10 protein-coding genes and 1 tRNA gene are annotated in these 12,029 nt (G+C 72.5%); 3 read left to right on the forward strand and 8 right to left on the reverse strand.

Annotated features, from left to right (window positions below; translation table 11 throughout):
• The 5 genes from kdpB to ACZ6Z8_RS37835 form a co-directional block, all read right to left on the reverse strand.
• The coding region (gene kdpB, locus ACZ6Z8_RS37815; RefSeq protein WP_465614499.1) for a potassium-transporting ATPase subunit KdpB at window positions 1-1,490 on the reverse strand (1,490 nt) is incomplete at its 3' end.
• Window positions 1,490-3,154, reverse strand: coding sequence for a potassium-transporting ATPase subunit KdpA (gene kdpA, locus ACZ6Z8_RS37820; RefSeq protein WP_465614500.1), 1,665 nt, complete (start codon window positions 3,152-3,154; stop codon window positions 1,490-1,492). The genes kdpA and kdpB, both read right to left, overlap by 1 nt.
• Window position 3,155: 1 nt before the next feature.
• Window positions 3,156-3,245, reverse strand: a complete 90-nt coding sequence (gene kdpF, locus ACZ6Z8_RS37825) for a K(+)-transporting ATPase subunit F (protein ID WP_037831562.1) — start codon at window positions 3,243-3,245, stop codon at window positions 3,156-3,158.
• A 524-nt stretch (window positions 3,246-3,769) separates the two neighbouring features.
• Window positions 3,770-5,599 (reverse strand): APC family permease, encoded by a 1,830-nt coding sequence (locus ACZ6Z8_RS37830; protein ID WP_465614501.1) that lies wholly within the window; start codon window positions 5,597-5,599, stop codon window positions 3,770-3,772.
• Window positions 5,600-5,946: 347 nt separating this feature from the next.
• A tRNA-Tyr gene (locus ACZ6Z8_RS37835) sits at window positions 5,947-6,027 on the reverse strand.
• 217 nt (window positions 6,028-6,244) lie between these two features.
• Between ACZ6Z8_RS37835 and ACZ6Z8_RS37840 the strand changes: the two genes are divergently transcribed.
• Window positions 6,245-6,733 carry a YajQ family cyclic di-GMP-binding protein gene (locus ACZ6Z8_RS37840; RefSeq protein ID WP_465614502.1) on the forward strand — a complete coding sequence of 163 codons (489 nt, stop codon included), beginning with the start codon at window positions 6,245-6,247 and terminating at the stop codon, window positions 6,731-6,733.
• Window positions 6,734-6,823: 90 nt separating this feature from the next.
• Here ACZ6Z8_RS37840 and ACZ6Z8_RS37845 read toward each other — a convergent pair whose 3' ends face one another.
• The 3 genes from ACZ6Z8_RS37845 to ACZ6Z8_RS37855 form a co-directional block, all read right to left on the reverse strand.
• A complete protein-coding gene (locus ACZ6Z8_RS37845) occupies window positions 6,824-7,486 on the reverse strand; it encodes a hypothetical protein (protein WP_465614503.1) in 663 nt (220 codons plus the stop codon).
• Window positions 7,487-7,623: 137 nt separating this feature from the next.
• Entirely contained in the window at window positions 7,624-8,112 is a 489-nt protein-coding gene (locus ACZ6Z8_RS37850) for a hypothetical protein (protein ID WP_465614504.1), read from the reverse strand.
• Window positions 8,113-8,154: 42 nt separating this feature from the next.
• Window positions 8,155-8,811 carry a helix-turn-helix domain-containing protein gene (locus ACZ6Z8_RS37855; protein ID WP_465614505.1) on the reverse strand — a complete coding sequence of 219 codons (657 nt, stop codon included), beginning with the start codon at window positions 8,809-8,811 and terminating at the stop codon, window positions 8,155-8,157.
• A 140-nt stretch (window positions 8,812-8,951) separates the two neighbouring features.
• Between ACZ6Z8_RS37855 and ACZ6Z8_RS37860 the strand changes: the two genes are divergently transcribed.
• Both ACZ6Z8_RS37860 and ACZ6Z8_RS37865 read left to right on the forward strand, forming a co-directional pair.
• Window positions 8,952-10,298, forward strand: coding sequence for an MFS transporter (locus ACZ6Z8_RS37860; protein ID WP_465614506.1), 1,347 nt, complete (start codon window positions 8,952-8,954; stop codon window positions 10,296-10,298).
• 531 nt (window positions 10,299-10,829) lie between these two features.
• Window positions 10,830-11,909, forward strand: coding sequence for a M24 family metallopeptidase (locus ACZ6Z8_RS37865; RefSeq protein ID WP_465614525.1), 1,080 nt, complete (start codon window positions 10,830-10,832; stop codon window positions 11,907-11,909).
• The last annotated feature ends 120 nt before the right edge of the window (window positions 11,910-12,029 follow it).

Genomic DNA, 12,029 nt, shown 5'->3' on the forward strand with positions numbered 1-12,029 from the left:
TTGTCGCCCGTGATCATGACGGTCTTGATGCCCATCCGGCGCAGCTCGTCGAAGCGCTCCCGCATGCCCTCCTTGACCACGTCCTTGAGGTGGATGACACCCAGCACGCGGGCGGGAGCGTCGCCGACCTTGGTGGCCACCACCAGCGGGGTGCCACCGGCCGCGGAGATGCCGTCGACCAGGGCGGAGACCTCGTCGCCGACGGAACCACCGTTCTCGGTCACCCAGTGGGATACGGCGCCGGCGGCGCCCTTGCGGACCTGGTGGACCCCCTCGGCCTCGTCCAGATCCACGCCCGACATCCGGGTCTGGGCGGTGAACGGGACCCAGGTGGCGTGGGTCAGCTCGCCCTGGGCGCGGGCCCGCAGGCCGTACTCGGTCTTGGCCAGCACCACGATCGAGCGGCCCTCGGGGGTCTCGTCCGCGAGCGAGGAGAGCTGGGCGGCGCTCGCCAGTTCGTCCTGCTCCACGCCCGGGGCGGGCAGGAACTCGGCGGCCTGGCGGTTGCCGAGGGTGATGGTGCCGGTCTTGTCGAGCAGCAGGGTGTTGACGTCGCCCGCGGCCTCCACGGCACGCCCGGACATCGCCAGCACGTTGCGCTGGACCAGCCGGTCCATGCCCGCGATGCCGATCGCGGACAGCAGCGCGCCGATCGTGGTCGGGATCAGCGCCACGATCAGCGCGACCAGGACGATCATCGACTGCGGGGCACCCGCGAACGTGGCCATCGGCTGGAGCGTGACCACCGCGACCAGGAAGACGATGGTCAGCGAGGCCAGCAGGATGTTGAGCGCGATCTCGTTCGGCGTCTTCTGCCGGGCGGCGCCCTCGACCAGGGCGATCATCCGGTCGATGAAGGACTTGCCGGGCTCCGAGGCGATCTTCACCACGATCCGGTCGGACAGCACCTTCGTACCGCCGGTGACGGCGCTGCGGTCACCACCGGACTCGCGGATGACCGGCGCCGACTCACCCGTGATCGCCGACTCGTCCACCGAGGCGACGCCCTCGACGACGTCGCCGTCGCCCGGGATGATCTGCCCGGCCTCGACCACCACGTGGTCGCCGAGCTGGAGCGCCGTGCCAGGGACCTCCTCCTCGGCGTCACTGCCCGGCCAGTCGGTCAGCCGGCGGGCGACGCTCTCGGTCTTGGTCCTGCGCAGGGTGTCGGCCTGGGCCTTGCCGCGGCCCTCGGCGACGGCCTCCGCCAGGTTGGCGAAGACCGTGGTCAGCCAGAGCCAGACGGTGATCGCCCAGGCGAACACCGACGGGTTCGCGATCGCGGAGACGGTGGTGACCACCGAGCCGACCTCGACCACGAACATCACCGGGTTCTTGACCATCACCCGGGGATCGAGCTTCTTCACCGCGTCCGGCAGGGACGCGAGGATCAGCTTCGGGTCGAGGAGGCCGCCCGAGACTCTGTGCGGCGCGGCGGGCGGCGCGGCCTCGGTGTCGGCCGGTGCGGGGTTGAGCGTAGGGGTGGACATCAGGAGGAGAGACCTTCCGCGATCGGCCCGAGAGCCAGGGCCGGGAAGTAGGTGAGGCCGACGACGATCAGGATCACGCCCGAGAGCAGGCCCACGAACAGCGGCTTGTGGGTGGGCAGGGTGCCCGGGGTGGCCGGAACCGGCTGCTGCTGGGCGAGCGAGCCCGCCAGCGCCAGGACGAAGACGATCGGCAGAAGACGGCCGAAGATCATCGCCAGGCCGAGCGCGGTGTCGTACCAGTCGGTGTTGACGGTGATGCCGCCGAAGGCCGAACCGTTGTTGTTGGCGGCCGAGGTGAACGCGTACAGCACCTCGGAGAAGCCGTGGGCGCCGGAGTTGAGCATCCCGGCCCGCTCACCCGGCAGGGCCATCGCCACACCGGTGCCGACCAGCACGACGGTCGGGGTGGTGAGGATGTACAGCGAGGCGAACTTCATCTCCCGGCCGCCGAGCTTCTTGCCCAGGTACTCGGGGGTACGCCCCACCATCAGACCGGCGACGAACACCGCGACGACCGCCAGCACGAGCATGCCGTACAGGCCGGAGCCCACACCGCCGGGCGCGATCTCGCCCAGCATCATGTTGAAGACGGTCAGCCCGCCGCCGAACGGCGTGAACGAGTCGTGGAAGGAGTTGACCGCGCCGGTCGAGGTCAGCGTGGTCGAGGCGGCGAACAGCGAGCTGGCGGCGATGCCGAAACGCTGCTCCTTGCCCTCCATCGCGGCGCCCGCGGCCTGGAGGGCGCTGCCCCCGTGCTGCGACTCGGCGAAGGTCAGCAGGGCGGTCGAGGCGACCCAGAACAGGCCCATCACGGCGACGACCGCGTAGCCCTGGCGGTTGTCGCCGACCATCCGGCCGAAGGTGCGCGGCAGGGCGAACGGGACCAGCAGGATCAGGAAGACCTGGAGCAGGTTGGTGAAGCCGGTCGGGTTCTCGAACGGGTGCGCCGAGTTGGCGTTGAAGAAGCCGCCGCCGTTGGTGCCGAGCAGCTTGATGGCCTCCTGGGAGGCCACCGGGCCGCCGGGTATCCGCTGCACCTGGCCGCTGAGGGTGGTCACGTCGGTGAAGCCGTGGAAGTTCTGGATCACGCCGTTGGCGGCCAGGACCAGCGCGAAGACGATCGAGATCGGCAGCAGCAGGCGCAGGTTGATCCGGGTGAGGTCCACCCAGAAGTTGCCGAGCCGGTCGGTCCGGTTCCGGGTGAAGCCCCGGATCAGCGCCGCCACGACGGCGATGCCGACGGCCGCGGAGACGAAGTTCTGCACCGCCAGGCCCGCCATCTGCACCAGGTGGCCCATCGCGGACTCGCCGCTGTAGGACTGCCAGTTGGTGTTCGCGACGAACGAGATCGCGGTGTTCCAGGCCTGGTGGCCCTCCATCTGCGGAACGCCCAGGTTCAGCAGCAGGTGGCCCTGGAGGCGGATCAGGCCGTAGAGGAAGAGAACGGACACCGCCGAGAAGGCCAGCACCGAGCGCAGGTACACCGGCCAGCGCTGGTCGGCGTCCCCGTCCACGCCGATCACCTTGTAGATGCCGCGCTCGACTCTGAGGTGCTTGGAAGTGGTCAGGATGCGGGCGATGTAGTCGCCCAGGGGGCGGTAGCACAGGACCAGCGCGCCGACCAGGGCGAGGGCCTGCAGCCAGCCCGCGAGAGTGGAGCTCATGTCAGAACTTCTCCGGGTAGATCAGCGCGAGAATGAGGTAGCCGACGAGGGCGACGGCCACGATGAGACCTGCGATGTTCTCGGCGCTCATGCGTCCACCTCGCCGCGCTCGGCGGGCGCTTCGCGCAACCCGCACCTGTCAGTGGTTCGCTCGCTGCGCTCGTTCACAGCTTCTCCACCCCCCGCGCGATCAGGGCGATGACGGCGAACACGGCGACCGTGACACCGACGTAGATGAGATCGGACATGGGCTCCACCAGCGTGGTTCGGGAGATGCCGCGGACGGGCCGAAGAGCCTCCGTGCGGCACCGGCGGACGACCGGCACATGCAGCAAACCAGCCGTCAAGGGCGCGTACAGGAGCCCCTGACGCCCTCCATACGGGTGCGGGCCGGTCGTTGACGGGACCTTGACGGGCGGGGGTGGTGGGACGACGAACGACCCCGGACGGCAGCTCGCCGTCCGGGGCCGCACGCGGTCCCTCGCCCCCCGTCCGGGGGTCCCCTGTGGTCTCACCACCTCAGGGGCCCAGCTCCCCCCCCCCCGCCCGCGCGCCCGCCGGGGGGGGGGGGGGGGCCGCCCCCCCCCCCCCCCCCCCCCCCCGTTTCCTCCGCCGCTACATCCGCATCCGCAGCCGGCAGACCACCGCGTCGGTGTGCCGCCGCAGGGCGCGGTCGATCACCGCGCCGCGTCGGTTCTGCAGCGCGCGCTGCCACCAGTGCGCGGGCTCGACCTCGGGGATGAGCACGGTGAGCCGGTCGTAGGCGCGCTCCTCGCCGAGCCGGTTGACGAACGCGGCGATCGGCGGGCCGAGCCGCCGGTGGTCCTCCGGGATCTCCACCAGCGGCACCCCGGGCTGCCACAGCTCCCAGTCCCGGCGCAGCGCCTCCGCGTCGGCCGGGTCGTGGACCACGGTGACCGCGAACACCTCGTCGCCGAGCGACAGCGCCGCCGACAGGCCGTCCCGGGTGAGCCGGGTGATCGCCGTCACCGGGACCACCACCAGGCTGCGCTGCCGGGTCACCGCGCCCGGCACCCGCCCCAGTTCCAGGCGTTCGCCGATCCGCCCGTAGCTGCGGTGGATCGCCTCGAACAGCACCACCAGCAGCGGCAGGGCCACCACGATGCCCCAGGCGCCCTCGGTGAACTTGGTGCCGGTGACGACCAGGGTGGCGACGCCCGTCAGCAGCGCGCCGAAGCCGTTCAGCGCGGCCTTCCACCGCCAGCCGTCCGGCCGGTGCAGGTGCCAGTGCCGGACCATCCCGACCTGGCAGATCGTGAAGCCGACGAAGACGCCGATCGAGAACAGCGGCACCAGGCTGTTGACGTCGCCGCCGGAGCCGACCAGCAGCGCGGCCGAGACCGCGGCCAGGAACAGCACGCCGTAGCGGTACACCTGGCGGTCGGCGCGCAGCGCGAAGACGTGCGGGAGATGGTTGTCCCGGGCGAGCAGGTCCATCAGCACCGGCAGGCCGCCGAAGGAGGTGTTGGCGGCCAGGCCGAGCAGGACGACGGTGGCGAACTGAACGACGTAGAAGCCGATGCCGTGGCCGAGCGAGGCGTCGGCGAGCTGGGCCAGCACGGTGACGCCGTCGACCGGCTGGAGGTGGAAGCGGCCGATCAGCACGGCCAGGCCGATCAGCATCACGCCGAGCAGAGCGCCCAGCGCGACCTCGGTGTGCTGGGCCCGCTTCACCCGCGGGGTCCGGAAGGAGGGGACGGCGTTGGCCACCGCCTCGACGCCGGTCAGCGCCGAGCAGCCGGCCGCGAACGCCTTGAGCAGCAGCAGCGCGCCGACGGCGGTGGCGTTCTCGGCGAGCACCGAGGCGTGGCCGGCGGCGGCCTCGGTGCTGACCGGGCCGTCCCGGAACAGACCGACCACGATGATCGCCAGGATGGCGAGGACGAACACGGCCGTCGGCGCCATGAACCAGCGGGCCGACTCGGCGATGCCGCGCAGGTTCACCGCGGTGACGAGCGCGAGTACGCCCAGGCAGAGCCAGACCCGGTCGCCGTACAGGCCCGGGAGCGCGGAGGTCAGCGCGGCCACGCCGGCGGTCACCGACACCGCCACGTTCAGGACGTAGTCGATCACCAGCGAGGCGGCCGCGGTCAGCGCCGTCCGCCGGCCCAGATGCTCCTTGGCCACCGCGTACGAGCCGCCGCCGTCCGGGAACGCCGCGATCACCTGCCGGTAGGACGCCACCAGCACCGCCAGCAGCACGGCGATCGCCACCGTGACCGGCAGGGTGAAGCCCAGCCCGTACGAACCGGCCGCGGCCAGCACCAGCACGATCGACTCCGGGCCGTACGCCACCGAGGCCATCGCGTCCAGGGACAGCGCCGCCAGCCCGCCCGTCGCGGTCAGCCGGTGCCGCTCGTCACCCGCCCCGGTATCCGGCGGTTCGTCGGCCGTCACGGCCGGGGTGGAAGTGGCGCTGGACATCGGACGGGACCTCCGCAGTCGGTAGTTGCACCGAATCCTGCGGTCCGCGCGCCCGGGCGCCACCCGTCCCCTACGCGTTCCTGACGCCCCCGCCTGCAGCCTTGACGCGTCCTTGACGAGGGCCGTGCGGCGGGAGGAGCTGTTGGCGGGGGTGGGGGGAGCCGTGTCCCGGCGGGCGCCGGTTGGGAAGACGATCAGCTCGAAGGACTCCCACCCCCGGCCCCCACTCTGCTGCCTGCCCACCGTAATTGCAAGCAATGCGCAATAACTCCCCCCATCGGCACCCGAACGCACGAAAAGACCCCCGATCCGCGTTTCCGCAGATCGGGGGCCGTTTCTCCATCCTGTGGCTGGTGCAGGGTTCGAACCTGCGTAGCTTTCGCGACAGATTTACAGTCTGCTCCCTTTGGCCGCTCGGGCAACCAGCCAGGATTTTCGTCTCCCCGGGCTCTCGCCCCGTTCGACTTGGTAAACCATACCTGATCCCGGGGGGTGCTCCGCCACTCGATAGATCACGCGATGATCAAGGACCGCGGCGCGGCTGTCACGGGCGGGGCCGGGGTGGCGCTGGATAGGCTTGGGCGGCGGGCGCCCGGTGGGGCGGGCCGTGTCAGTGAAGCCAGAGCATCAAGGAGACCAACACCCATGGCCGACTCCAGTTTCGACATCGTCTCGAAGGTCGAGTGGCAGGAGGTCGACAACGCGATCAACCAGACCTCCCGTGAGATCGCCACCCGCTTCGACTTCAAGGGCGTGGGCGGCGAGATCAAGCGCTCCGGCGAGAAGATCGAGATGAAGGCCAACGGCGAGGAGCGCGTGCGGGCCATCCTGGACGTGCTGCAGACGAAGTTCGTCAAGCGCGGCCTCTCGCTGAAGGCCCTGGACGCCGGTGAGCCGCAGCTGTCCGGCAAGGAGTACAAGATCTTCGCGGACATCAAGGAGGGCATCACCACGGAGGATGCCAAGAAGGTCGCGAAGATCATCCGGGATGAGGGCCCGAAGGGCGTCAAGGCGCAGGTCCAGGGCGACGAGCTGCGCGTCAGCTCCAAGAGCCGCGACGACCTCCAGACCGTCCAGGCCCTGCTCAAGGGCAAGGACCTGGACTTCGCGATCCAGTTCGTGAACTACCGCTAGTCGACCAGCCGCTCCCCCGTCCGCGGGGACGCGACGGCACGGCCCCGCTCCCGGGTTCGGGGGCGGGGCCGTTCGCTTCGGCGGGGCGGGTCAGCCGGCGGTGGACCGGGGGTGGGCGGCGGCGGTCAGGGCGTGCGCCCTGGCGCGCAGCGCGTCGAGCTGGTCCTGGATTCCCGCGGGTGCGGAGCCGGACGGTCCGCTCGGGGCCGGGACGGTCACCGGCGTTGACACCGGCGTTGACACCGGCGGGAGTTGGGCGAGCAGTTTCTGCAGGACGCTCTGCAGGGAGGCGATGAGCTGCTGGACGGCGCCGAGGTCGGGGACGGTGGAGGTCACCGAGGAGAGCAGGCTGGTGACCTGCTTGAGGAGGTCACCGACCGCCCCGAGGGCCGCGCTGTGATCCGGTACGGCCGGAACGGTGGGGGGCGTCGGGAGGGTGGGGGGCGTCGGGAGGGTGGGGTCGGCCGGCGGAGCGGGGACGGAGGGCGGCGCGGGCAGCGCGGGCACCGCCGGATCGTCGGCCGCGGTGGCGGGCGGGTCCGGGACCGCGGGATCGGCGGCCGGGAGGGTGGTCGGCGGCGCCGGGGCCGTGGCCGGGGCGACCGGGACGGCCGGGACAACAACGGCGGTCGGGGCTGTGACCGTGGTTCGGGGGGCGCCGGCTCCATGGCCGGCGGCAGTGGCGGACCCCGTGGCGACCATGGTCAGCGCGAGGGCTGCGGTCAGCACGGCGGCCATCCGGGTGGCACGCATGGGTACTGCTTCCTCTTGGTGGGGAGTCAGGCGAGACCGCCTGCCCACCACCGTGCGGTCGCCGTCCGGGCGCAGCCACCGCAGGTACGCCGAACGGCGGCGCGTCGCGCCCTGACCTGTCGTCGGCTCCCGCGGCCTCAGCCCACCGCCCAGTCCGCGGTGCTGCGGTGCGCGCCCAGCCCCACCGAGTCGAACTCGTCCGCCCGCCCCGGCGCGACGTGCCCGCCGAGCCACCGCAGGGCCCGGGAGATCGGGGTGCCCTCGGCCGGCCCGGGCTGGAACCCGTCGCTGGTGAGCGGGCCCAGGACGATCCGGCCGTCCGACCAGACGGCGGCGCGCTGGGTGCCGACGCCGCCGAAGTACTCGGCCTCGACACAGGCGATCGGACCGGCTTTCGACCAGGCGGCGAGCCGGAGTTCGAAGCCGTCCGAGTGCCAGCCGAAGCCCGCCCCGCCGCCGGGCCTGGGCACGGTGGCGTCGCCCTGGAGCGCGGACAGCACGGCGGAGGTGACCGGGATCAGTGCCAGCCCCTGCGCCAGCGGCACCACCCGGGCCGCCGGCACCTCCGCGGCCGCCACCGTCAGCAGCTCCACCATGCCTATCAGCGCCTGGAGTTCATACGACATGCCGGACATGCTGTCCCACCCCACCGACAGTCGGCGCGGAATTTATGATTCCGTGCCCGGCCGGAGGCCGTAGAGCAGGGTGAAGAGGGTCACGTCCACGGCGTCGTCGGCCGTACTCGGACCTTCCGCCGTGAGCTCGTCGAGGAGTTCCTTGAGCTGGGCCTGCAGCCGGGCCAGCCGTGCCGGTTCGAGCCGCAGCGCGAAGTCCGCGAACAGACCGGACGGCGTGCCCGCGTCGCCCTGCGGGCTGCCGAAGTCCAGCCGCCCGTCGGCGACGTGGGCACGGAACTCGCCGCGGACCCGGTCGAGCGCGGCCAGCATGGCGTCGTACGCCTTCAAGCGGGCCGGGGAGTCGGCGGTGAACATCTCCGGGGCGAGCCGGATGGAGTCCTGGGCGACCTGGTAGCGGCTCTCCACGATGCCCGACACCAGCCGGGTGCCCGCCACCAGGATCAGCCCGGCCTTCTCCAGCTGTTTGATGTGCCGGTAGAGCTTGGTCTGCGGTTCGCCGAGCTCGGCGGCGAGTTCCTTGGCGGTCAGTGGGCGGTCGGCGGCGGTCTTCAGCGCGCCGAGGATGGCGAGGCGCAGCGGGTCGGCCAGCGCCTTGAGCACGGCGACGTCGCCCACCTGGCGCTCCTTCACCCAGGTGGTGGGCTGCTGCTCGTCCCCGTCGGCGGGTTCCTGTTCGTGCTCGGCCACGGGGCCACCCTCGCAGATCGACCGCTCGGCACGCAATCACTCTTCGGTGAGCGCTCACTCTTGCGCAACCACTCACGCAGACATCATCATTCACCAAGACGTGAACGATGACGGTCGGCGCGAATGATGGGGGTCGGGACATGCCGGAGCGCACCACGACGGCGGACGAGCGGGCGACGGACGAGCGGGCGGGAGACGAGCAGGCGGGAAACGAGCGGGCGGAAGACGAGCAGGCGACGGGCGGTGAGAAGGCCGACGCACCGCAGCCCGTACCGCTGCGGCGCAACCTGCGCTTCCAGGCCCTGTGGATCGGCCAGTCCTGCGCGACCCTCGGCATGCGGATCGGCGACACCGCCTTCCCCCTGCTGGTGCTCGCACTCACCGGATCCGCCACCGCCGCCGGGGCCTTCGGCGCGGTGGAGATGGCCACCACCCTGCTGCTCGGTGTCCACGGCGGCGTGATCGCCGACCGGCTGGACCGCCGCCGGGTGCTGCTCGTCGCCGACACCGCCCGGCTGCTGGCCCTCGCCAGCATCCCCGCCGCACTGGCCCTCGGCCGGCCGTCCCTGGTCCACCTGCTGGTGGTCGCCGCCGTGATCGGCGCGACCGTCGCCTACACCGGCCCGATCCGGCTGCTGGCGCTGCGTTCCGTCGTCACGCCGGAGCAGCTGCCGCAGGCGCTCGCCCAGGACGAGGCCCGGATGAGCGGCGCCGCGCTGGCCGGCCCGCCGCTGGCCGGCTTCCTGTTCGGGCTCGGCCGCTCGGTGCCCTTCCTCGGCGCCGCGTTCGCCTCCCTGGTCTCCCTGGTGTCCGCGCTGGTGGTGCGCTTCCCCAGTCCGGCCGCGCCGCAGCAGCGGGAGAAGGGCGGCGCACTGGCCGGCTTCCGCGTCCTCGCCGCCTCCCCGCTGCTGCGCCCCGCCCTGGCCGTGCTGCTGGTGATCAACCTGACCGGGGCCGCGCTGCTGCTGCCCGTCATGGTGCTGCTGCGCGAGCACGGCACCGGCAGCGGCGGGATCGGACTGGCGCTGGCCGGCGAGGCGGTCGGGGCGCTGGCGGGGGCGCTGCTGGTCTCCCGGCTGCACCGGCTGGCCGGCCCCGGCGTGCTGCTGCTGGCCGTGGCCTGGACCGCCGTGCCGGTGCCGCTGGCGCCGCTGCTGCCCGGCGGGGCGGTCACCGTCTTCGTCGCCCTGTTCGTGGTCGGCGCGGGTGTCCCGGCCCTGCGGGTGATGCTCGACCTGCTGGTCTTCCGTCAGGTGCCGGACGAGCTGCGCGGCCGGGTGATCGCCGCGACCGTGACGCTGCTGACCGCCGGGATGCCCGCCGGTGCCTTCGCCGCCGGTCTGCTGCTGGACCACCTCTCCCTCGCCGTCGCACTGGCCTCCATCGCCGGAGTGCTCGCCGCCGCCCTGCTGCCCGCGACCGCGAGCCGCACGCTGCGCCGCGCCGCCTGGCCCACCACCGCCACCGCCACTGCCACCGCTAGCTGACCGGCGGTCACCCGCACGGCCGTACGCCGCATGCGCGGGTCGCGGCAACCGGGTGAACTGGCCGGGTGCGGCCCGCCCCAGGGGCCCCCTCCCGGCGGCCCTCTCCCGACGGCCCCCGCGCAGCCGGCCGGGGCCGTACCGGAGGAGGACCGATGAGTTTCCCGGACGCGCTCCCACCCGGTCCGGGAGAGGCCGCCGCCCCAGCCACCCGGGAGCGCACCGACACGGTGGCCGGCGCCCGCTCGACGAGGCCGCGCCGCGCCGCCTGATCCACGCGCGGAACGAGGGGGTCGGCCCGGAGGAGATCCGGCGGACGGCCCACGTCGAGGCACTGGTCCTCCGGCACTTCGTCGACATCCGCCGACGGTGCGATCGGGGGATTCCGGAGAACGGTTCCGGAGAACACCGAGGAACGCGGAAGGAAGTCGAGGAACGCGGAAGGAAGTCGAGGAAGTCGAGGAACAGTCCGTCCGGCCCCGAGGAGGAAGAACCGTGCCCCGTCCGTTCACCACCGAGGACCACACCGCCCGGATGACCAGGGCCACCGCCGAGGTGGCCGCCGCCGGGCTGGCCGGCCTGGTGATCGCCCCCGGCCCCGACCTGACCTATCTGTGCGGCTACCAGCCCACCGCGGTCACCGAGCGGTTCACCGCCCTCGTCCTCACCGCCGGGCGCCGGCCCGCGCTGATCGTCCCCGAGCTGGAGCGGCCGGACGCCGAGAAGGCGGTCGGCGCCCCGGCCGTCGACCTGGTCGACTGGTCCGACGGCGAGGACCCGTACGCCACCGCCGGCCCGCTGTTCGACCCGGCCGGGCGCTACGGCATCTCCGACAACGCCTGGGCGATGCACCTGCTCGGCCTCCGGTCGGCGCTGCCCGGCACCGCCTTCACCTCGCTCACCGAGACCCTGCCGATGCTGCGCGCGGTCAAGGAGGCCGAGGAGCTGGAACGCCTGGCCGCCGCCGGCGGCGCGGCGGACGCCGCCTACCGGGGCATCCTGGAGGTCGCCTTCGCCGGCCGCCGGGAGACCGACGTGGCCGCCGACCTCGGCGCCCTGCTCATCCAGTACGGGCACAGCCAGGTCGACTTCACCGTGGTCGGCTCGGGCCCCAACGGCGCCAACCCGCACCACGAGGCCGGGGAGCGGATCATCCGCGCCGGCGACGCCGTGGTGCTGGACTTCGGCGGCCTCAAGGACGGCTACGGCTCCGACACCACCCGCACCGTGCACGTCGGCCCGAATGTCCCGGACGAGGTGCGGAAGGTGCACGACCTGGTCCGGCTCGCCCAGCAGACCGCCTTCGAGGCGGTCCGGCCCGGGGTGAGCTGCCAGGAGATCGACCGGATCGCCCGCCGGGTGATCACCGATGGCGGCTACGGCGAGTACTTCATCCACCGCACCGGCCACGGAATCGGCCTCACCACCCACGAGCCGCCGTACCTGGTCGAGGGCGAGGAACGGCCGCTGGTGCCCGGCATGTGCTTCTCGATCGAGCCGGGCGTCTACCTGCCGGGCCGGTTCGGCGTGCGGATCGAGGACATCGTGACCGTCACCGCGAGCGGCGGACGGCGGTTCAACAACACCCCGCACGAACTCGCCACCGTGGCCTGACCCCGGGCGCCGCCCGTGCCCCAGCTGCCCCGTCCGCCCGGTTCGGGGGCCTTTGCCCGGCCGCATTTGACCCAACCGTGGGATTTTCTTACGGGCCGGTCATAGTTCATCCAGAGTCCT

The sequence above is a fragment of the Kitasatospora sp. NPDC101108 genome, assembly GCF_055584725.1.

What these genes read in the sequence shown, in the direction of transcription:
- kdpA (WP_465614500.1), bottom strand. Translation starts at nt 3,154, where the DNA reads ATGAGCTCCACTCTCGCGGGCTGGCTGCAGGCCCTCGCCCTGGTCGGC.
- kdpF (WP_037831562.1), bottom strand. Translation starts at nt 3,245, where the DNA reads ATGAGCGCCGAGAACATCGCAGGTCTCATCGTGGCCGTCGCCCTCGTC.
- ACZ6Z8_RS37830 (WP_465614501.1), bottom strand. Translation starts at nt 5,599, where the DNA reads ATGTCCAGCGCCACTTCCACCCCGGCCGTGACGGCCGACGAACCGCCG.
- ACZ6Z8_RS37840 (WP_465614502.1), top strand. Translation starts at nt 6,245, where the DNA reads ATGGCCGACTCCAGTTTCGACATCGTCTCGAAGGTCGAGTGGCAGGAG.
- ACZ6Z8_RS37845 (WP_465614503.1), bottom strand. Translation starts at nt 7,486, where the DNA reads ATGCGTGCCACCCGGATGGCCGCCGTGCTGACCGCAGCCCTCGCGCTG.
- ACZ6Z8_RS37850 (WP_465614504.1), bottom strand. Translation starts at nt 8,112, where the DNA reads ATGTCGTATGAACTCCAGGCGCTGATAGGCATGGTGGAGCTGCTGACG.
- ACZ6Z8_RS37860 (WP_465614506.1), top strand. Translation starts at nt 8,952, where the DNA reads ATGCCGGAGCGCACCACGACGGCGGACGAGCGGGCGACGGACGAGCGG.
- ACZ6Z8_RS37865 (WP_465614525.1), top strand. Translation starts at nt 10,830, where the DNA reads ATGACCAGGGCCACCGCCGAGGTGGCCGCCGCCGGGCTGGCCGGCCTG.